Annotated in this window: 19 protein-coding genes and 2 pseudogenes; 10 read left to right on the top strand and 11 right to left on the bottom strand. The window is 58.7% G+C overall.

Features of this window, described 5'->3' with window-relative positions:
• Nucleotides 1–610: 610 nt before the first annotated feature.
• Nucleotides 611–1,785 (bottom strand): IS3 family transposase gene (locus C2L64_RS51485; protein WP_090839379.1). Its coding sequence is split into 2 segments (ribosomal slippage): nt 611–1,512 and nt 1,512–1,785, totalling 1,176 coding nucleotides; the frame shifts between segments, so codons are not numbered across the junction.
• A 63-nt stretch (nt 1,786–1,848) separates the two neighbouring features.
• Between C2L64_RS51485 and C2L64_RS56620 the strand changes: the two are divergent.
• Nucleotides 1,849–2,999, top strand: a pseudogene (locus C2L64_RS56620) (IS110 family transposase); the annotation flags it as partial.
• Between the two features lie 425 nt (nt 3,000–3,424).
• Here C2L64_RS56620 and C2L64_RS51475 read toward each other — a convergent pair.
• The 7 genes and pseudogenes from C2L64_RS51475 to C2L64_RS51440 all read right to left on the bottom strand — a co-directional run bounded on the left by C2L64_RS51475 (nt 3,425) and on the right by C2L64_RS51440 (nt 16,101).
• Complete coding sequence (locus tag C2L64_RS51475) at nt 3,425–5,272, bottom strand: PAS domain-containing sensor histidine kinase (protein WP_103154425.1); 1,848 nt, start codon at nt 5,270–5,272, stop codon at nt 3,425–3,427.
• Nucleotides 5,273–7,560: 2,288 nt separating this feature from the next.
• Nucleotides 7,561–8,822, bottom strand: a pseudogene (locus C2L64_RS51465) (IS110 family RNA-guided transposase).
• A 455-nt stretch (nt 8,823–9,277) separates the two neighbouring features.
• Entirely contained in the window at nt 9,278–10,741 is a 1,464-nt protein-coding gene (locus tag C2L64_RS51460) for a DUF4331 domain-containing protein (protein ID WP_090839244.1), read from the bottom strand.
• A 16-nt stretch (nt 10,742–10,757) separates the two neighbouring features.
• A complete protein-coding gene (locus C2L64_RS51455; protein WP_090839246.1) occupies nt 10,758–11,897 on the bottom strand; it encodes a HupE/UreJ family protein in 1,140 nt (379 codons plus the stop codon).
• Nucleotides 11,894–13,066, bottom strand: coding sequence for a tetratricopeptide repeat protein (locus tag C2L64_RS51450; protein ID WP_143055856.1), 1,173 nt, complete (start codon nt 13,064–13,066; stop codon nt 11,894–11,896). Before C2L64_RS51450 ends, C2L64_RS51455 begins: the two co-directional genes overlap by 4 nt.
• Nucleotides 13,067–14,150: 1,084 nt before the next feature.
• Complete coding sequence (locus C2L64_RS51445) at nt 14,151–14,876, bottom strand: hypothetical protein (protein ID WP_143055857.1); 726 nt, start codon at nt 14,874–14,876, stop codon at nt 14,151–14,153.
• An 892-nt stretch (nt 14,877–15,768) separates the two neighbouring features.
• The gene (locus C2L64_RS51440) at nt 15,769–16,101 is read right to left on the bottom strand and encodes a diguanylate cyclase domain-containing protein (RefSeq protein ID WP_244144702.1); all 333 of its coding nucleotides are present in this window, start codon (nt 16,099–16,101) and stop codon (nt 15,769–15,771) included.
• Between the two features lie 98 nt (nt 16,102–16,199).
• Here C2L64_RS51440 and C2L64_RS51435 point away from each other — a divergent pair, with 98 nt between their 5' ends.
• Complete coding sequence (locus C2L64_RS51435; RefSeq protein ID WP_090839252.1) at nt 16,200–16,625, top strand: response regulator; 426 nt, start codon at nt 16,200–16,202, stop codon at nt 16,623–16,625.
• 196 nt (nt 16,626–16,821) lie between these two features.
• Here C2L64_RS51435 and C2L64_RS51430 read toward each other — a convergent pair whose 3' ends face one another.
• Both C2L64_RS51430 and C2L64_RS51425 read right to left on the bottom strand, forming a co-directional pair.
• The gene (locus C2L64_RS51430; RefSeq protein WP_090839254.1) at nt 16,822–17,106 is read right to left on the bottom strand and encodes a DUF2442 domain-containing protein; all 285 of its coding nucleotides are present in this window, start codon (nt 17,104–17,106) and stop codon (nt 16,822–16,824) included.
• Nucleotides 17,107–17,395: 289 nt separating this feature from the next.
• A complete protein-coding gene (locus C2L64_RS51425) occupies nt 17,396–18,643 on the bottom strand; it encodes an ISL3 family transposase (RefSeq protein WP_090839361.1) in 1,248 nt (415 codons plus the stop codon).
• Between C2L64_RS51425 and C2L64_RS51420 the strand changes: the two genes are divergently transcribed.
• The 4 genes from C2L64_RS51420 (at nt 18,642) to C2L64_RS51410 (ending at nt 21,447) form a co-directional block, all read left to right on the top strand.
• Entirely contained in the window at nt 18,642–19,064 is a 423-nt protein-coding gene (locus C2L64_RS51420) for a hypothetical protein (protein WP_090839364.1), read from the top strand. The genes C2L64_RS51425 and C2L64_RS51420 overlap by 2 nt on opposite strands.
• A 157-nt stretch (nt 19,065–19,221) precedes the next feature.
• Nucleotides 19,222–19,704 (top strand): hypothetical protein, encoded by a 483-nt coding sequence (locus C2L64_RS55700; RefSeq protein ID WP_244144545.1) that lies wholly within the window; start codon nt 19,222–19,224, stop codon nt 19,702–19,704.
• Nucleotides 19,704–21,005, top strand: a complete 1,302-nt coding sequence (locus C2L64_RS51415) for a hybrid sensor histidine kinase/response regulator (RefSeq protein ID WP_244212339.1) — start codon at nt 19,704–19,706, stop codon at nt 21,003–21,005. Before C2L64_RS55700 ends, C2L64_RS51415 begins: the two co-directional genes overlap by 1 nt.
• Nucleotides 21,006–21,138: 133 nt before the next feature.
• Nucleotides 21,139–21,447: an acylphosphatase gene (locus C2L64_RS51410; protein ID WP_079495318.1), complete on the top strand. Its 309-nt coding sequence runs from the start codon at nt 21,139–21,141 to the stop codon at nt 21,445–21,447.
• 127 nt (nt 21,448–21,574) lie between these two features.
• On the opposite strand, the gene C2L64_RS56015 is transcribed toward C2L64_RS51410, so the two are convergent.
• Entirely contained in the window at nt 21,575–21,679 is a 105-nt protein-coding gene (locus C2L64_RS56015; protein ID WP_322790681.1) for a GDCCVxC domain-containing (seleno)protein, read from the bottom strand.
• A gap of 84 nt (nt 21,680–21,763) precedes the next feature.
• On the opposite strand from C2L64_RS56015, the gene C2L64_RS51405 reads away from it, so the two are divergent.
• The 4 genes from C2L64_RS51405 (at nt 21,764) to phbB (ending at nt 25,267) form a co-directional block, all read left to right on the top strand.
• Complete coding sequence (locus C2L64_RS51405; RefSeq protein ID WP_090839262.1) at nt 21,764–22,180, top strand: hypothetical protein; 417 nt, start codon at nt 21,764–21,766, stop codon at nt 22,178–22,180.
• Between the two features lie 1,162 nt (nt 22,181–23,342).
• A complete protein-coding gene (locus C2L64_RS51400) occupies nt 23,343–23,540 on the top strand; it encodes a hypothetical protein (protein WP_090839260.1) in 198 nt (65 codons plus the stop codon).
• 242 nt (nt 23,541–23,782) lie between these two features.
• Nucleotides 23,783–24,355: a phasin family protein gene (locus C2L64_RS51395; protein ID WP_079495311.1), complete on the top strand. Its 573-nt coding sequence runs from the start codon at nt 23,783–23,785 to the stop codon at nt 24,353–24,355.
• A gap of 168 nt (nt 24,356–24,523) precedes the next feature.
• Nucleotides 24,524–25,267 carry an acetoacetyl-CoA reductase gene (gene phbB / locus C2L64_RS51390; protein ID WP_090839258.1) on the top strand — a complete coding sequence of 248 codons (744 nt, stop codon included), beginning with the start codon at nt 24,524–24,526 and terminating at the stop codon, nt 25,265–25,267.
• The last annotated feature ends 7 nt before the right edge of the window (nt 25,268–25,274 follow it).

Here is a 25,274-nt window from a genome sequence, read left to right as displayed (position 1 = left end):
AGGCGAGGACGGCGCGAGTGAGGCACGAAACTCGTACCGTTCCCATTCATTCGGAGAACATAGCCTGAATGCGTGCGTTCTCGGCCATAGCTGCCGGTGGCGCGACTATCGGCCAACGGCGGCTATGGTTAGTATCGCTGACATCGAGCATACGATCAGGTCGAACGGCAGCTTTGTGTGCGTCTGGAGGACAGTAGTCGACCCAATATAGATAGTCCGTCCCGCTTTCATCGATACTGGTGGGACTGGCAGCGAGCTGCCAGTCGAGGCGGGACATGCATCCGTGGGCTACGAATAAGTCGACCCAAACGCCTGGACGATTGCCGCTTTAGCTTCGAGTCTACGGGTGCGCCTGCGTCCGATAACGAATACTCAGGGTTCGCCGTGGCACCGGCTCACTATATTGCCTTCGCTGGACGCAAGCATGCATGTCCCTACCGGGTAATCTATCACTTGCGGAGGTTCACATGGCACCTCTATCGAACCAGCAATTCAAGGCTTTCGTCGGCCTCGACTGGGCAGATACCAAACATGACATCTGCCTGCAGCAGGCTGGCGACGACAGGCGCGAGTTCGACTGAAGTCGGTCGGAACTCGTGGACGCCAACGGTTAAGCAGCGATCTTGTTCAAGTAGAAACGCTGCGTGAACGCGGCGGGAGACAGGTAGTCAAGCCGCGCTTGTGTCCGCTGCCGGTTATAAAAGATCTCGATGTATTCCGTGATCTCTTGCTGCGCCTGCTGCCGAGTGGCGAACCGTCGATGATAGACCAGCTCGCTCTTCAGCGTCCCCCAAAATGATTCGATCGGTGCATTATCAAAACAGTTTCCTCGTCTGCTCATCGATGCTTGCATGCCGAACTGGCTAACAAGGTTCTGGTACGCGTGCGCACAATATTGACTGCCGCGGTCGGTGTGGTGAATCAGGCCAGGCGATGGTCGGTGCGACGCGACCGCCCGAAACAGCGCCTGCATCACCAAATGCTTGGTCATACGCTCGTTCATCGCATAGCCGACCAGCTCTCCGCTGAACAGGTCCTTGAGCCCGGCCAGGTACAGCCAGCCCTCGTCGGTTGCGATGTACGTAATGTCTCCACACCACGCCTGGTTCGGCGCGCTCACCGAGAAATTCTGATTCAGTTGGTTCGGCGCGACTGGCAGGTCGTGCTTCGAATTGGTTGTCGCTTTGAACTTGCGCTTCTGCTTGCAACGCAATCCAAGCTTCTTGCGCAATCGCTTGATGCGATGCACGCCAACCTGCACACCATGTTCTGTCAAATCTTTCTGCAGTCGTTCAGCGCCGAATGTCTCCCGCGTGCGCTGGTGCGCGGCGAGGATTTCTGCTTCCAGACGGGGTTCCTGTTGCGTACGGGACGAGGGTGGCCGTTTGAGCCATGCATAGTAGCCGCTGGTCGACACACCCAGCAGCCGACACATCGGCGGCACCGGGTAGTCCCGTCGCATCTGCTCAATCACGCCGTACTTCACCGCGACTCCTTCGCGAAGTAGGCCGCAAACTTTTTTAACAGATCGCGCTCCATCTTCACTTCCGCCAGCTCCCGTTTGACGCGGTTCAGTTCCATCTCCAGGTCAGTCAGTGGTTTTTGCCCTTGCCCAACCGTCTTCAGCTTGCCCGCTTTCGCGGCGCGCACCCAGTTCGCCAGCGACTTCATCGGGATCGACAACCGGCGTGCCGCTTCCGACACGCCGACGCCTTCCGTCAGCGCGAGCTTGACTGCCTCTTCGCGAAATTCCTTCGTGTAGACCGCTTTCGGGATCCGATTCATCAATGCCTCCGTTCCTCTATTTTACGAAACGTTGGCATCCACTTTTTTCAGCCGGCCTCAGACTGCATTCCTCACCAGGTGACACGCATTGATGAATGGGCAAAGGCTTTACATCAGCGCTTTGGTGGTCCGATCGCGGTCGCGCTTGAGCTGGCCACAGGGCCGATCGTCTCTGTTTTGCAGAAACATGTGTTCGTCACTCTATTCCCGATCAACCCTGCAATGCTCGCGAAGTACCGTGAGGCATTCAAGCCGAGCCGGGCCAAGGACGATCCCACCGATGCCGAACTGGCACTCGACCTGCTGCTGCGCCATCCTGAGCGGTTCAGTCCGCTCAGGCCGCAGAGCGCCGGCATGCGTTCCTTGCTGAGCCTGATCGAACAGCGTCGTGAACTGGTCGGCGACAAGACCCGGTTCACCAATCGGCTAACCAACGCACTCAAGCAGTATTATCCTCAAGCCCTGGAATGGTTCGACGACATCGACACGGTGCTGTTTTGTGATTTCCTGACCCGCTGGCCAACTCTGCCAGCAGTCAGGCGCGCGACCAGGAAGACCCTTGAAACGTTCTTCCATGCGCACAATTGTCGCCGGGCCCAACTGATTGAGGGACGTCTGGAGTCGATCCGCTGCGCTGTGTCGCTCACTGATGATCCCGGGATCGTTGCACCTCACCGATTGCTCGCGCTAATGCTGGTGGCGCAACTGCGCACAGCGCTGGCTGCGATCGACGTGTTCGACAGGGAAATCGCGGCAGTCGCACGCACGCTGCCCGACTTCGACCTGTTGACAGCTTGCCCGGAGCAGGTCCGCATCTGACGCCGCGCCTGCTGGCTGCATTCGGCGAGCAACGTGAGCGCTTCAAGGGCGCTGATGAACTGCAGAAGTACTCCGGCATCGCGCCGGTCACCGAGCGCAGCGGCAAGAAGTGCTGGGTGCACTGGCGCTGGCAATGCCCGAAATTCCTGCGCCAGACCTTCGTCGAATGGGCGGGCCAGACCATCAAAAAATCGTTCTGGGCGGGCGCCTACTACCGGCAACAGCGAGCAAAGGGCAGTTCGTATCAGGCCGCCGTCAGGGCATTGGCGTTCAAGTGGATACGGATCCTCTACCGCTGCTGGCAGACCGGAACGCGATACGACGAGAGTATCTACCTCAACGCCCTGAGGAAGCGCGGTTCGCCACTCCTCAGGAACCTCGGGCTTCCAGGGTAACCCGTTCCAATCCGCACGGTTACGTAGTTGGATTCCTGGTCTGTGGCTTTCCTCCGTTTGACGCTCGCGAGTTGTCCACCGCTGGCCGGCGGGTCTCCTGTTATGACCATGACGCTGGCCGGCGGTGGGCAACTCGCCAGGCGGGGCGCATGCCGTCTTCTTCGACATGGGAAGGCCTGCCCGATCCTTACGAACCGGAGTCTTGGAAACCAACTCTTCCCTCTGAAAAACCTTGACTGACGACCTCAGGGCGTGAAGCGGTCATACAGGCCGATGCAGCGGAACGTCCGGTGTTCGGCCTTAAGAGAAGCTTTGCGGTAAGCCGAATCCCGGCCAACCCTCAACACGTCTCAAAGTGGCGTCACATTGGCGCGTCGAAACCGTCGTCATCAGCCAAGAATGCCATCGCGCCGAGTCAGTCACGGCTACGGTTGCAAGCCGTCCGGCTGCGTGGCGTCCCCAACGGGCAACGTGAAGTAAAACGTCGCGCCTTGATCCGCGTTATTTTCCGCCCAAAGCCGCCCGCCGTGCATCTCGATAATCGAGCGGCTGATCGACAATCCGAGGCCAAGGCCTTCGCGCTTTGAGGTAAAAAACGGTTTGAAGATCATCGCGGGCTGGTCGCTGGATAGGCCGGGCCCGCGATCGCGCACCGCGACGCGCACTATCCGGGGACTCTCGAGCGTGATGAACACGGCCACCACGCGGTCGCTAGCCGGACGACTTTCCATTGCATCGAACGCGTTTAGCAAGAGATTGAGCATGACCTGCTGCAACTGCACCTTGTCGCCGCGCACTCTGGGCAGATTGGCATCGATGTCGAGTGACACGCGCACGCCGCGCAGGATCGCGTCGCTATGCAGCAGCAGCACAACGTCGCGGATCACAGCGGCAGGATCGAGCGACGCGATTTCCCGCTCGCCTTTCTTGACGAGCGCGCGAATCCGTCGAATCACCTCGCTCGCGCGGTCGTTGTCCCGGACAATGTCGTTCAGTATCTCGCGCACTTCGGCCAGATCAACCGCATCGGTTGCCATAAACCGCTGCGCGGCCTGCGCGTTGATTTGGATCGCGGTAAGCGGCTGGTTCAGTTCATGCGCGAGCGACGCCGCAAGTTCGCCCATCGTCGATACGCGCGTCACATGGGCCAGTTCCTGCTGGTTACGGTAAAGTTCATACCGCTCGGATCTGTCGACAATGACCGCGAGCAAAGCCACCTCATCCTCGATGCGGAGCGAATTGAGTCCGGCTTCGATCAGGAACTCGGTTCCGTCCTTGCGCCGCGCGAACAGATCGCGAGGTGCCCCGACCGCCCCAGACTGTGCTATGGAGGAAAGCGTGGCTTGCGGCGTGGAGTCGCTGCCGCCCAGCAACTGCGAAACGAGCATCGTCGCAGGCTTTCCGCTCAGCTCGTCACGTCGATACCCAAAGAGCTTTTCGGTCTTCTCGTTGGCCAGCACGATCCGGCCTTGTTGATCAACCATAAGAATCGCAATCGGCAGGAACTCCAGAGCGCGCCTGAATTTTTCTTCCACCTGTCTGCGGTCGGTGATGTCGATGCAAGAACCGATATAGCCTAGAAACGCGCCGTCGTCGCCCAACTGCGGCACGCCGGTATCGAGGATCCAGCAATACTCGCCATCCCGTCTTCGCAGACGGTATTCCATCGTGAAATCCTTGCGCGCGTCAAAAGACGTTACGTAAACATCCATGCACCGCCCTAGATCGTCCGGGTGCACGCCTTCTGACCACCCGTTGCCCATTTCCTGCTCAAGCGTGCGGCCCGTAAAATCCAGCCATGGCTTGTTGAAAAACGTACACAGCCGAGCCGGATCCGACATCCAGATCATCACTGGAGCCGTGTCCGCCATCGCGCGGAAGCGCGCTTCGCTTTCCCGCAGCGATTCCTCCACTCGCTTGCGCTCGATAACGTCGATTGAGGCTCCCTGCACCTTGGCCTCCCGCTCGCGGGCGTGATGTCCGCGCTCACGCGTCGCAACCCAGCCAATGCGGCCATCGGCAGGAGTCGCACAATACTCTTTGAGGAATCCGTGTGTCCTCTGAGGGGCACGCCGCACGGTCTCGCGCACCTTGTCGCGCTTAACGTGCCAACCCGACATTCCGGTGTTTGCTGATTCCGCAGTGGCGTTCATGCATTCCCCGCTCGTCGCCCACTCTTGCTCAGCATGCCGGCGCCGCGCCTGGCGTATAAGCAGCAGCACGATGAACACGGCTTCCAACCCAATGGCAGCGGCGGCGAGGACCATTGTCATGGCGGATGCCTCCTCGATAGTTCGCGCAGGATTGCACCAGGGAACGACGAATACCCCGAGACACCAGCGCTTGGCGCGGGGGTAACCTGACTCCACATCAATCAAGTGTCGATCGGATGCCGAAATTCGGCAAGGTCCGCAGGCAACAAACCGGGGTCAAAAGTTGACTCCGTCGTAGTCGTTCGACAGGCATTGGTAAATGTGTGGTGTGCTTACTGCAACGACCCCGAACAGACGCGAAAGAGCGATGGCCGGGATTCGGCCTTGTGAGAGGCTATGCATAAGACCGTAGAGCTGTCGTTCGAAGTAAGACCGGTGACCGTCTCTTCATGGCCGATAGCACCAGTTCCGTGGATGTTCAACAAAGCTGACGTTGGAGTCTTCAACGACAGCTTTCGGGCGAGGTGGATGAATGCGTACTGCCGGCCATCATGCGCCGTCCATCGGAAGGCTCCCTCCGATATTCGAACGTCAGTGGCGCATCCGAAAGCGGACGTACAGTCGGTATCTCAAGTTTCAGGCCTACCTGCCGTAAAGCCGGATTGGCTTTGGCGTGTACTGTTGCTATCGCATGCCATGATTGATCAAGGGATTCTCCCGACCACGCGTTACGGCCTCTCAATAATGAAAAAAAACACCACTCTCTTGATGGCGTTGTTGCTAACCGCTTGCGGGGGCGGCAGAAATGATCTCATGTCGCCCGTCCCCGCTGACCCGACATCACCGGCATCGCCTTGCTCGATTCAACCCAGGGCGACTCGGCTACTCAAGTTGCCCCATTAGCCTAAACACTACAACCCATTTAGCTTATTGAGCGACCCTGAAATGAGATTAGTAGCAAAGGTGCTGATAGGATTATTTGCATTCGTACTAACACTAAAAGCAATAGTGTGGTTAAACTTTGGTGAAACAATTTTCAAAATACTATTTTTGTTCACCTTTATTGTTATAGCTTTATTTGGCCTCGCAAGTTCAAGGGACACCAGATCACAAAAGGGAGACGACGAGACGTGGCAGCGAGCGCTATGGTGGCGTCGCCAGCGGGAGGACGAGCGACGTGAACGAAACAATGAATAGTCAAATCAGCAAAGGCGTTCTATGAACGCTTTTCATTGCGCTATAAGTTCGGAGGTCCACGGCTTGGCTGTGGACCTCGTGTTCCGCACCCCGTTTAGAACCGTGCTTTTCGGGCGTCACTTGGCAAGTCTTCAGCAGTTTCCGCAATCATGGGGCGAGTAAACACCTCAATCAGTTCTATACCGTGGCAATCAACTTTCCCTGCGTCAAAGGCCAAGTAGACCGCCGAGAACAATGCAGGCAGGTCGTCGCCGTCCGCAAGGCAATCGTCATAGACGAAGCCGACAACTGCATTATCTATGGCGTCGCAGAACCAAAAGGAGAATTGACCCTCGTGAAACCCAATCGCAAGATGTCGAGCCAACACGTCGTATGAGTAACGTCTTGTCGATCCGACGATCTCGATCCAGCGCCAATGCCAGCTTCCGAAATCAGCGAACCCGGGCCGGTCTGGGCATAGCGAGATTGAAGCTCCGCTATATATGCGGCTTGTGGTTCCTGCTGAGCGGAGTGACTGTCGCTGCTCATCGCTGAAGGAATGCTGCGATGGAGCGAATCAGGTCTTCAATGTAAGCTAGCTCTGCTTCCGAGATTTCCCCTCGACAGTTTGCGCGGAGCCCCCGTAGAGCTTCGTACAGATTACCCCGGTCGTCCGTCAACCCGTTTGTTAGCGGCCATGCGCTCAATAGATGCCGCAACGGATGCGCAGAGCGGCGTTCGCACCAAATATCGAACAGTTGCGCGCATCCAGCGTTGATGTCTTCAGCGGTCATTGATTAGCTTCGGCCGGTATAGTTGATGAAGCATCAATGATGTCCCTTTTCGAATGGCTGTTTGCAGGTATATAGAATCGCTGGTGGACCGCGATGTCAGTCAGTCGGCCGAGATCAGCCAATGGATGACCGCTCAGCACACGCTAGCTGCCGTCCGTTCTCCCATGCTGCGGAGGACCGCTTCACGCCCTGAGGTCGTCAGTCAAGGTTTTTCAGAGGGAAGAGTTGGTTTCCAAGACTCCGGTTCGTAAGGATCGGGCAGGCCTTCCCATGTCGAAGAAGACGGCATGCGCCCCGCCTGGCGAGTTGCCCACCGCCGGCCAGCGTCATGGTCATAACAGGAGACCCGCCGGCCAGCGGTGGACAACTCGCGAGCGTCAAACGGAGGAAAGCCACAGACCAGGAATCCAACTACGTAACCGTGCGGATTGGAACGGGTTACCCTGGAAGCCCGAGGTTCCTGAGGAGTGGCGAACCGCGCTTCCTCAGGGCGTTGAGGTAGATACTCTCGTCGTATCGCGTTCCGGTCTGCCAGCAGCGGTAGAGGATCCGTATCCACTTGAACGCCAATGCCCTGACGGCGGCCTGATACGAACTGCCCTTTGCTCGCTGTTGCCGGTAGTAGGCGCCCGCCCAGAACGATTTTTTGATGGTCTGGCCCGCCCATTCGACGAAGGTCTGGCGCAGGAATTTCGGGCATTGCCAGCGCCAGTGCACCCAGCACTTCTTGCCGCTGCGCTCGGTGACCGGCGCGATGCCGGAGTACTTCTGCAGTTCATCAGCGCCCTTGAAGCGCTCACGTTGCTCGCCGAATGCAGCCAGCAGGCGCGGCGTCAGATGCGGACCTGCTCCGGGCAAGCTGTCAACAGGTCGAAGTCGGGCAGCGTGCGTGCGACTGCCGCGATTTCCCTGTCGAACACGTCGATCGCAGCCAGCGCTGTGCGCAGTTGCGCCACCAGCATTAGCGCGAGCAATCGGTGAGGTGCAACGATCCCGGGATCATCAGTGAGCGACACAGCGCAGCGGATCGACTCCAGACGTCCCTCAATCAGTTGGGCCCGGCGACAATTGTGCGCATGGAAGAACGTTTCAAGGGTCTTCCTGGTCGCGCGCCTGACTGCTGGCAGAGTTGGCCAGCGGGTCAGGAAATCACAAAACAGCACCGTGTCGATGTCGTCGAACCATTCCAGGGCTTGAGGATAATACTGCTTGAGTGCGTTGGTTAGCCGATTGGTGAACCGGGTCTTGTCGCCGACCAGTTCACGACGCTGTTCGATCAGGCTCAGCAAGGAACGCATGCCGGCGCTCTGCGGCCTGAGCGGACTGAACCGCTCAGGATGGCGCAGCAGCAGGTCGAGTGCCAGTTCGGCATCGGTGGGATCGTCCTTGGCCCGGCTCGGCTTGAATGCCTCACGGTACTTCGCGAGCATTGCAGGGTTGATCGGGAATAGAGTGACGAACACATGTTTCTGCAAAACAGAGACGATCGGCCCTGTGGCCAGCTCAAGCGCGACCGCGATCGGACCACCAAAGCGCTGATGTAAAGCCTTTGCCCATTCATCAATGCGTGTCACCTGGTGAGGAATGCAGTCGAACTCGCGCCTGTCGTCGCCAGCCTGCTGCAGGCAGATGTCATGTTTGGTATCTGCCCAGTCGAGGCCGACGAAAGCCTTGAATTGCTGGTTCGATAGAGGTGCCATGTGAACCTCCGCAAGTGATAGATTACCCGGTAGGGACATGCATGCTTGCGTCCAGCGAAGGCAATATAGTGAGCCGGTGCCACGGCGAACCCTGAGTATTCGTTATCGGACGCAGGCGCACCCGTAGACTCGAAGCTAAAGCGGCAATCGTCCAGGCGTTTGGGTCGACTTATTCGTAGCCCACGGATGCATGTCCCGCCTCGACTGGCAGCTCGCTGCCAGTCCCACCAGTATCGATGAAAGCGGGACGGACTATCTATATCGGGTCGGCAAGACTCATTCATTGACAGTGAGGAATGCCATTCGCCGACACCATTCGTCGGTGAGCAGCGTTCCACTACAACATTTAGCTAATCGCTCGTTGCGATCATCAGCCGGTTGCTAAAGACGATCTGGTGCAACTGGTAACCGCCGCGAACACCTTATGCCGGGTCGCGGCGGACCTCAATTGCCATTCAGCAGGGATTGGCACCCGCTTCACCGCAGTCGATGTGGCGGCGATTTCTCCCGTCGTGCGGTGTCGGCAGGTAGGGGAAGACCGTGTAGATGCCGTTCGCGGTCAAGTTGCTGCCTTCGGCACCGATGTTGAAGTTCACGCCATCACCCAGCAACAGGTTGCCCGTCGACGCGCCTGTCAGCCGGCCCGCAATGACCCGCAGCGCGATATCGGTCACATCGTCATTCGGGCGCCGCCCATTGGGCCAGCCGGCGTTGTCCCCGGCAAGAACGGCAAGGCGACGCTGCTGCGCAGGTGGTGTCGGAGAAACACCCAGGTTAAGCCGCAAAAGCTCCGAGCAATCGCGTGCGCCGCAAGTCCCAGTCTGCGGTTGAAATGGATACTTGAGAAGCACGTTTACCAGATCGGTCCGGTTGGTCGTCGGCATCGTCAAGCCGAACCGGAGGTTGAGTGCGGTCGCCAGCCTGGAGTTGAGATAGAAACCGAGGAATTGCGCTTCGTTGGCCGGATTGGTCATGTTCCATTTGTCTTTCGTATCGGTCCCAATGACCAGTTCGTTGACGAGTGGATTGCCCATGCGGGACACCTGCACCCAAGGTCCGACGTTGTACTCATCGCCACTCATTCCGCGGCCTTCATGACGCATTGTGGACACATACGCGCCGATTATGCCATTGGGCCTGGATGTCACCGTGCTGATCGGGACTTCGATCGCAATGGTGCTGACGTTGAAGCCGGAGAATGTGTCGTTGCCAAAAGGATTCACGTGATCGTTGGCATCTTCCGCCGCTGTCAACACAGGTGGCGTGCGGCGCAGATTCACCGTATCGAACACTGCGCCTAGGTCAATGTAGAACGTCTCCCCGCGCTGGCCGGCGAAGACCTTGCCGCCGTTCGCCAGCGAGTAGATACCTTGTGCGGCTAACGCCTCGTAATTGGGCATCGTTAGCGGGCCCACGTTGGACGGGACCGCGAACATGCTCCGGGTACCGAGGTCAGTGCGCTCGCCGTGACGCACTTGCGTCACCGTGTAGCTCTGGCGCGGGATCAGGCCGTCCGAGCCCGGTCCGTCGAGCGCAGTGATCGGCGGTAGTGCGGCGTATGACAGCGGCAGCTGGTTCGCCAGGGGCCCGCGCAATTCGGTCTTGAAGCGGATTTCGTAGACCAGGTCGTCGGCCTTGCCGTTGCCATTGGTGTCGACGTTGATGCGATAAATCACGTCATCGCCGAAATTGAAATAATTCGGTCCAGCGCCAGGGTCCTGCATGGGAATCACGTTCAAAATGAAAACGACATTGTTAGGGTTCGTCCAACTCCGGAACATGTAAAAGTCGGTGTTGTCGGCGGTCGGGTCGTTTGCAATCAGGGGTGCCTCGCGATGACTGGCAGCGTACGTCCCACTGCTCCAAAGCGCAGCGGCGCAAAGCGCTACGACCCCCATGATGCGGGCAATAGATGTCATGATATTCTCCTTCAGGTTATAAACGGGCAGCTAACGAGCCAAATATGGCGACGTTAAGTGCGCGCTCGACTAGCCAGATCATGGCGATGGTCGCGGTCACCGCTGAGCCGCCGGCAAGCACCACGCGCCGGTATGCCCAGGTTGCCCGCAACGAGAACGCCAGTGGCAGATAAACGAATACGATGGCGAGTTGCCCTGCTTCGACGCCAAGATTGAATCCGGCGAGCGACAGCGCAAGCGAACCGGCCGGCAAGCCGAGGTCGTGCAGCGCACCTGCGAAGCCCAATCCGTGCAGCAGCCCGAAGCCGAACGCCGCCATCCAGCGTCCGTTCGCCACGCGCGGAAACAGGTTATTCAGCGCCGCCAGCACTACCGACAAGGCGATGCCCGATTCAACGAGCCGCGAAGGCAGCACGACGATCGATAGCGCCGCGAGCGTGAGTGTGATCGAGTGCGCCACCGTAAACGCCGTCACAACCTTGGTGACATCGATGAATGCCCGGCGAAACGATGTGCCGGGCTGCCAGGCATGCCGCTCACGAATCAGCACTGCAGGCAGCAGCAGCGAGAGCAGGAACAGGACGTGATCGTAGCCGGTCCAGATGTGCCAGACGCCTTCGTTCAGATACATCGCGAACTGCGTCAACCACCCGCCGGTATCGTTGCCGACGATGCGGTGCGGCGCGTCGGCGCTAAATACAACGCTTCGGCTCTTGCCGTCCTCGACGAAGTTGAGAAGTCCCCGATGTTGGGGATCAAGGTCTTCGAACAGCCGGTAATCGATAGAAAGTGTTGGGCTCGCCCGCGGACATTGTCCGGTGAACGTCAGCACCGCGTAGGCGCCATCAGTGTGCGAGTCGATCAGTTGCCCGGTCGGTTCGAGCGCACAAAACTTGCCGACGGAGGACACCTGGAGGTGTGCAAGCGCATACGCCGCAATATCGCGCTTTCGCGCACGTACTTCACCCCACGTGATGTCTCCGTCGCCGTTCTCATCGAGCCCGAGCGCGTTGTCGAGATCGCGTAGCGCGATATCCCACTGACCGCGCAGCACTTGCCCACTGCGCTCCAGCGTGAGGTAGGCGTCGCTTGCCTTATGCGCAAACGCGGGCGCCATCAGCAACGCGAGCGCAAAGGCGAGGACGACGCGTCTCATTGCCGCGCCCGCAGCAGCGTGACGATCGCCGCATCTTCGAGATGCGTTGCAGCGACCCAGTCGGATGCGATCTTTAGGGCATCAGCATCGCCGGCCGCACGCGCGGCTTCGATCAGAATGCGCAGATCTGACGGCTCGCGCTGGACCAACCAGTTTTCGCGCGCGAGATTGAGTGCCACTTTGGCGTCATGTTCCACAGTGAGACGAAAGCGCGCTTCCTCTCTGCGATGCAGGCTATCCCCGCGACGACGCGCAGCGTCGAAGCGCACCGAGAGATCCTCACGGTGCACAGCGAATGACTCGCGCAATTCCGGCAGCTGTTGCTCGGCCAGCGCTAAACGAAGCAGTAGCGCGTCGTTTTTCGTAGCGTCACGCAAAAGCGGCAGCAACTCCCGCGGACGACCACGGTCCAGCAGAAAATCGGCGTACGCGCCCTGCAGATAAGCGTCACGCGGGTCGAGCGCAAGTGCGTCGCGGAAATGTCGCTCGGCTGCATCGAAGTCGCCGCGGCGAGCGGCAATTTCCGCGGCGAGCGTCGACGCCCACTCGCGCACGTCCAGATTGCCGACCCCTTGCGCAAGAACCTGCACGAGCGCCCCGTATGCGCCGGCTGCGTTGCCGGTCAGGCTCGCCGATGTCGCATCGCACCCGATGAGGACGATAGGGACAACGTGTCCCTTCAGTTGTTCGCAATCGTGCAGCGCGTCCGCGTAGCGTCCGCGCACGGCGAGCACTGTGGCGCGCGTCAGTCGCGCCTGCGCGAGCGCTGGATGCGCGGCCAGCAACCGGTCCAGATCGGCAATCGAGCCTTCGAAATCATGCTGGCTTTGCTTGAGCGTCGCGCGAAGCAATAACGCGGCCGGCGGTACGTCCTCTCCGCCCCACCACGGCGCTAGCGCCGCCTGCGCCTGGCCGAAGAAGCGCGGATCGCCCAGCCTTCGCCCCGCTTCGAGAGCGCGACGTGCGACGGACACTGCGAGGTTGAGATTGCGCGGGTCCATCATCAGCGTCGCGCGCATGCGCTTCAGTTGCGCGAGCGCCGGATCATTTTTTTCCGGGAGGTGTTCGAGCACCACTGCGTCGCTTTCGGGTACATACGGTTTCGCCCAGCTCTCGCCCGAGAGCATGACAAGTGCGGCTACCACCGGTACGAATCGCCAACCCGACATCGGCCTTCCCCTTCTGCACTTAGTTATACGCACAAGGTCTCGAACCGGATGCAGCCGGCGGTCACTGTTGCTTCCAGCGTCTTGCTTTTGGCTGCGCAATTTGGGCGTCCACCACGTCAGCGTGAGCGAGCACGATGGGCTCGTAGCTCACATCTGGATTCATCGAGGCTGGGCGTGGGTGGCGAAGTCGCTCAATACCCTTCTCTTCGGCGGCATCATCTGACTCTGGATGCAAGTAATGCCCACTTTCCTTGGTAGACGTCCACTGATCCCGACTACCTCGTCGCCCTGCGAGAGTCGCCCCCACAGGGCGAATACCCGACCGATATTAAATAAGCCGCTTTTTATTATTTTGGTTATCAACCTGGTAATTCATGGCAATCCCTATTTTCAGCGGCCATCTCACTCGACCGTGCTTCTAGCAAGTGCGGCAGCGTTTGCTAGAAGCACCGCCGGCGTCGAGCCTCACCGAAAGTACCGATCTATGGCGCCCATGTTTATCAGCCGGTGGTAAAGGTGGTTTCGCTCGACGCTAGTACTTCACGCACGCGCATCCGGAGTAGCAGACTGTGACTGGCCTGGTGCGATCGTCATTAACGAGTTAATGTAGACGACGATACTGAGGCGCTACACAGCCGCTCTACGTTGCATTAGAACCTTCTGTAATGCGCTTCACCACAAAGCGCACACGCGAATGGGCTTCTCAGGGTTCGAGTTGCTTTTTTTAAGCTTTCCGGTTCGACGATGGTGAAGTTATCGGCAACTTTTCAATGACATTCCACGCCTGCATCTGTCATGAACCGTCGATCCGTCGATATCTTCAGCCACATTGCGGGGGCCCGCCGCCCTGGCCAGAGCAGACATTCGCGCACCAGCGCGGGAGGGCTGGCCGCTGGCCGCACACGGCCCGAAACACGCCCGAACGGAACGACAATCAACGTGCGTGCCCAGAAAATGCCGGGCTGAGGAGAAAACACGGGACCGTGAAGAACGAGGCGCAACTGCTTATGGCGTTCCTGCGGCGCGTCTCCGGGCGCGAGCCGCAGCCGCCCGCGCCCCTCGTCTTTGCCTGCCCGCGGCGCGCTCAGGGCTTGAGGTTGAACAACGGGCCCTGCAGGTCAGGGAAATTGCTCGTGTTGAGCACTTGGATCCCCGCGTTGTGCTCGCCATTGAAGGGCGTCACGGTGCCCGGGCAGCCGGCCTTGGCCGCGTCCCTGGGATCGTTGAACCACAGGCCCAAATGGTACTGGTGGACCGGGAAGGTGGCCGGGTTCTGGCCGACATCCGGGAACGCGTTGTTAAAGACTATCGGAGCCGGCGCCACGTTCGGGGCGACGATGAAGGTCTCGATGTTGAATCGACCGATAAATCGTTGCGAACCCTTTCCGCTCCCGTCGGTCTCGATGTCCCCCTGGTACCACGACAGGCCGAACGGAGGGTTGGGGACCTGGATGACGAAAAAGTCGAAGTCGGTGTTGGGCGGCAGCCCTTCCACCTTGACTCGCATGTGTTCGACGGCGCCCTCGGACTCGATCTTCACTTTCGCCTTCGCGTTCGGCAAGCACCCGGCTTTCACCACAGCCGCGGAGCGCACCATGTCGAATTTGATCTCCTGCTCGTCCGCGAGTGCGGGCGTCGCCGTCGCGCAGACCAGCGCGCCGGCGATCAACGCGCTCGCCGCCGTGGACCAGTGCGGCTTCATCATACGTCTCTGTGAGCTCGCTCGCCCTGGCGATTCATGCCGCGCCGAACTTTGTCCCGCCGCTGTTTCCATCGGTTGGCCGCCTGCGCGCGAATGTGCGATGTTCATCTGCTTGTCTCCTAGCATGCTTGAAGGTCACGGAAATCAGGAGAAGCGACAAAAGATTTGCGACTACATTGAACCCGCTTCATGGCTCGATGCCACCCCGCGCACGGGGCGTGCCAATATCGCGGAAATGCCGTGAACTGATTCGTAAATGGCTCACAGATCGGCCATTTTTCTTGGTGTGAGGGAAAATTGTGACCGACGCTGACGCACGCGTGAGAGCCAAGTGGTGGTCTACAGCCAACCAAGCGTCGCATGGTGTTGGTCAAGTCAAACGGAAAATAAAGCACCAGCCCAGAACTGCTCCCAGCCGTCCGCCTGGCGGCAACGGAATGCGCGCTACGAAAGGTAGGTCATCGCGACGGACGTTGCATGAATTATCTGTGACTGACGCGGCATGCAAAAGCGCCACGAAACGGCGGCGCAAGGGCGAGTAAAGCGTCAACAACGGGCGGCTGTTATGGCCCGTTGTGGTTGGGTGATGATCGTCAGGATGCGTCGTCGATGTAGCGAGGGCGAGAATTGTCGGGAGGTGCGCGTTGATGGACCAATGATGGCAGTGGCCGATCAAGTGGCGACCGACGCGGTAGCGCGAATGGCCGTTGCATTTTCGAACGGGCCAGTGCGGTGGCGTCGGGCCGAACGTCTCTGATGGGTCGAGTGCTGTCCTCCGGCAGGAGGACAGCTGTCGTTCGACGTAACAGATGGTTCAATGACCGCAGAGCGACCAACAACTGCCCTACGCCGACGATCGGCCCAATGACCGCAAAGGCCGATCAGCGGGCATAGCGGGCGGGGCAGGTTGGGGCAGGGAAGCTGAGTCGGATGCCGCCGCTTGACATAAAAACCGACGAATCCATTGCTCTTACAGCTCAGGATGTGCAAGGCTGTGCCCTTATGGCCGGAGCGCGCGGTCAGCGGCTACCCCGATGGCCGCCGGGTCGAAGGTGGAGAAACGAAACGTTCCCTTGCCCGCCTGCTTTGCCTCGTACAACGCAGTGTCAGCGCGTTTCATTAGCAGTTCAAAGGAATCATCCCTGTTTGCAAAGGCAATGCCCACGCTGGCGCCGATGTTCGCAGTCGGGCCCGTCGACAGCAGATAGGGGAACGACAGTTGCTCGAACGGTACGCGTCTCCGTTTCCTGGGTAAGCTAGCCTGGTGCAACGGTTCCCTTGACCGACGTCGATCGAGTTGCGGCAGTCGAGCTGACGTGCGAAACGCAATCATTCACATTAACGAGCGCGGCCATACGTGAGCGTCCCGCGGTGCGAGGTATCACGCTTGCTTAGAATTGGATTGATTGCTCGAGCCAGCGGAAGGCCAATATGTCGATTACTCACTTACGTAACCAAAGCGGAGTACGTAGAGCCGGTGCACCACGCATTCTGGTCGTCGACGACTATCGCGGCGCTGCTATCGCTACTGCGACGTATCTCTCGATGGATGATATGGACGCCCGTGTGGTTGGTGGATGCGGCGACGCCTTGGAAGCAGTCAAAAACTGGTTGCCGGATGTGGTTCTCCTGGACGTCTGGATGCCGCAGCGCGACGGCTTCGAAACCGCGGAAGCAATCAGACGTTGTGCCCCGGGTCCCGGTCCGGTTATCGTCGCCTACACGTGCGCTGATGAAGCATTTGTTATGGCGAATCCGGCTAGCAAGAGCTTCGACGGGTATTGCAGGAAAGGCACCTCTCCTCTGGAACTTGTTCTCATCGTGAAGAGCCTTTTCGCAACGGCTCTCGCACACTGATGAGGGCTTCCCTGATGGTCGTACCGGCATGTCACGGAGCGACTCCTCCGAGACGCACAGGGGTTCGCTACGGCTGACGGTGGAATCAGGAAACCGTGAGCGCACGTAAATGCAGCGTGCGCACGCTAGCATGGCTCCGCGATCTCCTGGTCGATGGTGAGTACGCAGTTGGACGTAGGCTCACCCATTTGCAAAATCAGCCGGGCGGCCAATCCGGGAAGGCCTCCTCTCGCGAAGCACAGTGGCGCCCCGCACGTTCGGACTGGAATGAAAGCAGGGCGGGGACGTTGACGTCCTCGTCGATTTCCGGCCAGAAGAGTTGCTGGCGGTCCGTCGAGATGGCGAAGTGTTCGCGTTCCGCAGCTGTCGCCGCCTGGAGGACCGGAAACCAGTCCAGCGGGAATGAAACGGCCTGACCGTCGGACAGGTCGAGAAACAGGTGTGCGCTGTCGAAGTGCACGCCCACGGCAGCACCTTCCATGATCATCTCCTTATTGGGATGCGCCTTATAGGCTAGGTCGCGGCGACCCGCCGTTCAAGGAAATGCTGGGGAGAAGGTGTTTACTGGCGAGACGGATGCTTTTTGCGGCCGGAGTCCATCAAGAACACGATAAATCGTCGTAATCATCCGGCCTATGGCGTGCCCGCACCCGCTTCTATGGATGGTGGGGCTATTGTGGGGGGGCGTCGTCGACAGAGGCCACCCTGCTGACCGCCGCGTCAACACATTAAACTGTTAAAACGCGCAGTGAGCCTATCTTTTAGGTTCGTCAGTAAAAAGTGTGGGTAGATGGAGGCTCAGGAAGCTTGCCAAGTGCATGATAGAGCGCGATTTCTGTGGATCGGAAGGTTCGGAAGCCGTACGCTTTTCTCATGGTGACTTTGGCCTTGTTGTTCAGCCCCTCGATGACGCCGCTGGAGAACTGCTTTCTGGCACGGAAGTAGTTGAGGATCAGCTCCCGGTGCGAGCGCACGGTCCGGGCAAACTTCTTCATCGGCTCGATGCGTGAGCGCATCACCTGCTTGCACCACTGGTCGAGAAACTTGCCCGCCCAGACAGGAGAGATGTAGTCCCAGAGTTGCTGGAATTCTTCTTTGAGCAGATAGGCACGTACGCTACGTAAATTGTACTGGAGTAGGTCACGCAGGCGAACACGTTGTTTGCCAGTAAGGTTCTCGCGTCGCGCGAGCAGGCACCAGCGGGATTTTTTCAGAACAGGCTCATAGCCATCACGCGTCATGCGCCGGGCCTCATCGGCGCGCACCTCATCGATCGCTTTGTTCATCTTGGCAACGATGTGGAAACGGTCGAGGATGTTCAGGGCGTTCGGACAATGGCGCGCAATCATTTCGAGATAGGGCTTCCACATGTCGGAACACACGAATTCGACCTTCTCGCACAGCGGCTTGCCGATCATCGCAAAGAACTTCGCGAAGCTCTCCTGAGTACGTTCCTGTCCGACCCAGAGCAGTCGCGTGCAGCCGGCCTCGATCTGGTAGACGAGCGTGAGGTACTGGTGCCCTCGGCCATACTGGATCTCGTCAACGCCGAAAGCGCGAATCGTCCCGAGCTCACGATGATTCAGCCCCCAGTCGACTACCCATTCCACGGCATTGAAGACCTTCTCCCAGCTGGTCCGGAAACTCAGCGCGGTTTCTTTCCACGACAGCTTACGAGCCCACTGGGCCAGAAACAGCATGTATGCCTTCGTCAACGTATGCTTGCCGATGGCCCACGGTACCGTCTCAACCTTTACGCCGCACTGACGGCAATCGACACGACGCATCGAATACAGCAGAATGACGGCAAAACCCCAGATCGGGATGAACTCGAAGCGACGTTCTCCGAGCGTATCGTAGCCGCTTCCGCGCTCGTTGCAGCACGAACAAACTGGTTTGGATCCCTTACGTGGGCGCACGTCAATCTCAATGGTATGCGTCCTTTCGCACAGCCGCGCTCCTTCATAAACGAATCCGGGGAAATGATGACAGGAATTGAGCAAGCGGGTCAAAAGCATGGCTAGCAAGCGAAAAATCGTCGGGAATACCGCCATTGTCACACCCGGATCAAGCGATCTTGAACGACTCGTTCCCGACCTGCAAAACTGGCCCAAGTCCTGGAGCCTTGAGGAACAGGACATTCCGTTCGGACAGGATCTCGTCAAGGTATTCACACCGTATCTCCTGAATCTTCTGGACAGCGGTTACAGCCGAAAAACCCTGCACCAGCATCGGGACTTCATCTGGATGTTCGGTGGTCGTCTCGTTGAAGAGCGGCAGCTTTACCGCGAACTCAGGAAGCTGGACGCGCGCTCGATAGTGTTACGGTATATCGACGAGCAAGACGGTGGCCCGCTCCTGGATGACCGCTCTGAGCGCGAGCAAGGCCTCTTCGATGCCACCTGCCGAAAGCTATGTCGTTTCCTCAACGTCGCCTGAATCCATCGATTTCACCCATAGATTCCCCCGACGATCCATCTTTTACGGCGCAGATGGCGTGTCGCTCATGGGCGTTCTTGGTGCATTGACTAAAATGCATCTAGCATGGCGATTTCTTCCGCACACCGCATAGCATAATTTGCAACCTGGAGGCCACATGGTCGGACCGTCTGCGCCCTCCGCAGCGGACCGCGCACGGCGCGCGGGCACTCTGGTCACATCGGCGCTCGATGTGCGCCCTCATCGGCCAGCCAATTTTGCTGCTGAAAGCGAATCGATGCACCGTCTTGCACAGGCGCTGACGTCCTCGGATGGTGCCATGTTGCAGACGCTCTCGGACATGGCGCTGGGTCTGTGTGAAGCGGGTAGCGCAGGCATCGGCCTGCTGGAACGCGAAGTCGACGGCACCCCCGTTTTGAGGTGGGTCGCAGTCTCGGGCCAATGCGTGGCGGCCGTTGGCACCACAACTCCACCGGATGACAGCCCCAGTGGCGTGACGCTCGAACTGGCTGCGGGGCAGCTGTTTTCGTTTCCCCAGTGCCACTTTGCATGTCTGCAACACATGGCCCCCGAGATTATCGAAGAGCTGGTCGTGCCGATTCCGGGGGAACCTGAGCCGCGTGGGGCACGCTTTGGGTGATGTCTCACGACAGGGAGCACCTGTTCGATGGCGAGGACCGCAGAATCCTGACCCGCCTGGCGAACTTCACCTGTGCGGCGCTCACGATGGCCCGCGCGAAAGCGGATGCGGAAACCCGGGCAGCAGAAGCCGAGGCGGCCAGGAACGCCGTGGCTCTGGCTGAAGCCCGAAAGGACGACGTAATTGCGACCTTGAGCCATGAGCTGCGCAATCCGATTGCCACCGTCGATAGCGCTCTCGCAGCCGCACGAAAGCTTGCTGCAGCCGCACGAAAGCTTGCTGCAGCCTATCCTGATGTGTCCTCTGCCCTGGGCGTTGCTGACCGGCAGATGCAGTTACTGAAACGGCTGGTCGGTGACCTGCTGGATGCACCGAGAATAAAGCACGGGAAGCTGTCCGTTCAGCCTTCGTACGGGCTCCTGCAGGATATCGTCGCGGATGCGGTCACGGCGATGAGGTCGGACGTCAACGGCGGTCAGCATCGGCTGCATGTCGCTGTTCCGCCGTATCCGGTGACGGTTCATGCAGACCTCGTGCGCCTCACACAGGTCGTATCCAACGTATTGTCGAATGCGGTGAAATACACGCCACCCGGCGGCGACATCACCTTGTCGGTAGAAGCGCCTGACCTCGACATCGCTCACACGGAAGGCCCATCGCCGTGCGATGCGGTCATCACGGTGAAGGACAATGGCGCGGGTATTTCGGCGTCAGCGCTGCCTCACGTCTTCGACATGTTCGCCCAGTCGGCATCGGCCCGAAAGCACGCGGCGGGAGGCCTCGGAATCGGACCCGCTGTTGTCAGGCATCTGGTGACCGCACACAACGGCACGGTCAACATTGCGAGTACGGGTGAAGGTCAGGGAACGGAGGTGACGATACGACTGCCCATCGTCTGCAAAAGCACGGGCGAACCGACCACGACCACCGCGCGCCCGATTGCCCCCAAGCGCATCCTGCTTGTCGATGACTGCGCGGACGCCACAGAAGCGCTGGGCACGCTCCTTGAACTCCAAGGGTATGAGGTAAAACGGGCGACGAGTGGAACTGACGCGCTCTCGATAGTCGAGTCATTCGCACCCGATGTTGCGCTCATTGATATCTCGATGCCGGATATCGACGGGCCTGAACTGGCACAGTTGCTTCGACTCCGGGCGGAATGCTCGCTGACGAGGCTGGTGGCCCTGACGGGCTCCTCCGATGTGACCAGCAGACCCGAGACTGATGAACGGATATTTGATGCCCATCTCATCAAGCCGCTGTCGCTTGATGACCTCGAGAACGTTCTACGACCTTCGTAGGGTTCGCGTACCCGCCTGGCTTGCAATTCGACTGAAATGCTTGCAGGAGGACGTGCGCAAGTAGTCAATTGCGTCCGAACTGTTCCATTGAACCACCCTTGCAGGTGCATGAACCTGCAACCGGAGTACGCCCATGGAATCTCACGACAAGGACGAACCGCTTGAGACCCGACTGGTCCAGGTGCGTGGTCAGGTACAGGGCATCGGCTATCGAGAGGCGTGTGTACGCCGCGCGACCGCGCTAGGCATCACCGGCTGGGTTCGCAACCGTATGGATGGGTCGGTAGAGGCGATGCTGCAGGGCTCGCCGGAGCAGCTGGAAGAAATGTGCGCATGGCTCAGTGAGGGCATGTCCGCAGCGCTTGTCGACACGCTCGAGGTAACCGAATTGCAGCCGCCATTTGCCCGCTTTGACAACTTCGAGCGCTTACCCACGCTGTAGGAGCCAGCAAATCTCTGTCATGGACGAACGGGTACTTCCCGGCACCTGGTTCAGAAAAAATGATTGCCGAACCGGCGAGTGCAGATCCCGGCCGTAAGCATTGCTAAGAGCAACACGACCCCGCTCGCTACATCGGAGGGCACCTGATGGTGCCATATGAGCAGAATACGCAGTTGTCGCCCACTTTTGGCATAATGACAGTCTTGCAATATCGGCATTCGTAAATCCACATACAGGCTTCGAGGGGCATGCTTTCGTACGTGGCATCGGTGTGTATCATGGTCCGCATAGGCCCAGACCTGATGGAGAGACCCCTGTGGATGTATCGTTCCTCATCGACCCGATTCACAAAACCGTCACCAGCGTGCAGGACGGCTATGCCCGTGCTGGTGAACTTATCGGCACAGATTTGACCGATACCGCGACCCTGTGGGGCGATGCTGCTGACTCGGATACCTCAGTCCAGGTCATCGTCGCGGACGACAGCCTTACCAACAATCCTACCTCGCGCGGCTTTTTCAAGGTCACGCTCGAACTGGAGAATGTCAGACTGGAACGGGTATTAGCAGGCAAGGCAGTACTCAATGCGTATGGCAGCCCACCGCCCGACATCAAGGAGGAAGTCAAAACGCTCAAGACAGTGCGCGAGCGCGTCAGCTTTATCAGCGCTGAGGACGCGTTTCAATGGTTCGAGGAAAACACTGGCGGTTCACCGTTTTCGCTGGAGGGTTAAAATGGGCTTGCGCTCAGCCCGAGGTTGCGATTCGCCTATAGGTTCGTGCGTGAGTCCAGACGACGACAATCCTGCCGGCAGGAATCATGGCAGTGCAGCCTTTCCGCTCTCAGAATGCTCGACGTGGCGCTGATCGCCCCGTAGATGCGTCACGAGTTCTCAAAAAAACACAATTGGCCCAGCACTACACCGACAAGTTCTCGTCGTCCGGCACGGAACCGCGCGAGTTCGTGGAGGTCAGCATCTGGCTTCGTGTTCTCAGGCGCTCGGAGTAGTATGGTCACGTACACCTAACCACCCAGGAGGGGGGCATGACTACCTGTCAGCAATGTGGTGGCCAAGGAAAAATCAAGTGCGAAAAATGTGGCGGGACGGGAAAGGTGCAGATAACCGAAATCGAGACTGTTTCCGACATGTCTCAGACGTCCAGCACCATCACGTGCCCAAAATGCGACGGAGAGCTGTGGAAGCTCTGCACCCGATGTTACGGTTCCGGAGAAGTCCATGATAACGAGACCTCCGATATTTTCGACCCCGAAGGCAGAGATACTTGACTTCCTCAGGAGAACGCCAGAAGACTCAATTGGCTTGATATGGCGGCGCGACACGTAAACAACATATAAAGGACTACACATCGATGCATCTCGGAGCAATCCCGTGCCGCAGTGGCGGATCCGGACATAGTGAAGTGTAGTGATCCGATGTGGTTTTGCCGACATTCCAGGTCCTTCGCGACAGCGGGAGAAGTCAATGCTTATTGAGTCTTCTCTCTGTAAAAAATCTGAAAATAATCGACTCGCGCGGGATGTAATAAATATTTCGCAATTTCAGGTTATAAGCGGCCATGTCTGTAAAGAGAATTCTGACCTATAAACGCCATATTCAAATTTGAATAGGGGCGCGCCGCTGCGCCATTCGTCTAAATCGGCCCATGCCCTGCCCAACGCACCGGCACGACGACTGCACCGCGTCGCCTCCATATGCAGAACAAATAAACAGACAAATCAAAAAGGTACTCCGCATATTGCATTTGAAAATTCAGCGGTTATGATGACGTCTCCGTAAGGATTTCCTGAACGTTCGCTAAGAGGCGACGGGAATATTCGCTGCGGTGAGGGTAATCGATACTTGCGGCATAGACAGACTAAATCGAGGAGACGATATGCTGAGTCCCCATGAATTCGCCACCCTGATGCTCATCAAGGACGCGCCCGATCAGATCGAACTGGGCCGCGCCGAGCTCGACATGCTGCTGGAGCGTCAACTCATATCACTGGAAAGGCTCGCGTCGGGTCATCCACGTCCTCATGTCACAAGCGAAGGCGCTTCCATTCTCAAGGCTGTCGCGCGTAGGCGCTAGGAAATTGCGGCGTGCACCGCTGAACCACGCGGCGAGCGCGCCGAAGAAAAAATAAGCGAAGCAGCTTTTGTTGGACTTTAATGTGTAGTGCCTCTTGCTGTAACGACCCTCCGAAGGATTCGCGACGCATGCTGCCTGGCAGGCGTCCTTGCGCTTCGGTCCATCCATCATCGCCATCCGCAGCGTGACATCCGGTCGATCGGGGCTTCGCGCGGCGGACTGAATCCTGAGGAATTTCAACAATGGCTCTATCGAGTCCCGAGCAAATCGCCGCATCGCAGAAGGCCAGCCTCGACGCATTCTTCGGATTGACCGGCATGGTCTTTGAAGGCGTCGAAAAACTGGTTGCGCTAAACCTGCAGGTCGTCAAGTCCACGCTGGCGGAGTCGCTAGAGAACCTGACGAAGGCGCCCGGCATATCAGACCCGCAGCAGTGGTTCACACCGCAAGCCGGTTTCACTGCGCCTTTCGCTGAGAAATCACTGTCATACGGCCGTCAACTCTTCGAAATCGCGTCAACCACGCAGGCTGAGGTCGCGCAACTCGCACAGACACAGTACGAACGGTATAACGCCCGCGTGCAGATGTTCATCGAGGAAGCGGCGAAGAGTGCTCCCGCGGGTTCCGAAGCGGCGATCGCCGCGTGGAAGTCCGCGATCAACGCCACCACCACTCTGTGCGAATCGCTGCAGAAGACGGGGCAACAGGCCGTAGAGATGGCCGGGACCAATCTCGAAGCCGTCACGGCCTCAACGTCCAAGGCCGGCAGGCGCAGTGACGAATCGGCCGCCGTAACTGCGAGTGCGAAGCACTAAGACTCATGCGGGCAGCGATGCCCGCGTTATCGGTTCCATATTTTTTATATGTAGGATTCCTTTATTCATTTTGGATGAGAACCCGGTATTTGCAATGCATCCAATTTTTTGACTGAAGGCAGTGTTGCTCCAGACGAGCACGCCGCTGGTATTTGTGAGGACGATTCGATGACAAAGCAGATCGCGGTAGTAACGGGCGGCATGGGTGGGCTGGGCGAGGCGATCAGCATCAAGTTGCATGACGCCGGTTACGCGGTTGTAGTCACCTATTCGCCCGGCAACACCGGTGCGAACGAGTGGCTCGCACGCATGGAAGCCGAGGGACGACAGTTTCGCGCATACGCGGTCGACGTCGCCGACTACGATTCGTGCGAAAAATGCATGGCGCGGATCAAAGCGGAAGTCGGACCGATCGACATCCTGATCAACAACGCCGGCATCACGCGCGACGCCAGCTTCAAAAAACTGGACAAGGTCAATTGGGACGCGGTAATCCGCACCAACCTCGATTCGGTGTTCAACATGACGAAATCAGTGTGCGACAGCATGGTCGAGCGCGGCTGGGGCCGCATCATCAACGTATCGTCGATCATCGGGTCCAAGGGTGGGTTCGGGCAGACCAACTATGCGGCGGCAAAGGCCGGCATGCATGGTTTCACGAAATCGCTGGCGCTCGAGGTGGCGAAAAAAGGCGTCACCGTCAACACGATCTCGCCCGGCTATATCGCGACGAAGATGGTGATGGCAGTGCCCGAGGCAATCCGCGAGACGAAGATCATTCCGCAGATTCCGGTCGGCCGGCTCGGGCAGCCGGGCGAAGTTGCCGCACTCGTGCTGTACCTGTGCTCGCGCGAAGCGGGCTTCGTGACCGGCGCCAACATTGCGATCAACGGCGGGCAACACCTGCAGTGAACCCGAG

Source organism: Paraburkholderia hospita (genome assembly GCF_002902965.1).
GTDB classification, from domain to species: domain Bacteria; phylum Pseudomonadota; class Gammaproteobacteria; order Burkholderiales; family Burkholderiaceae; genus Paraburkholderia; species Paraburkholderia hospita.
Note: the sequence above shows the minus strand (reverse complement) of the source record. Positions and strands in the feature narration are given on the sequence as shown.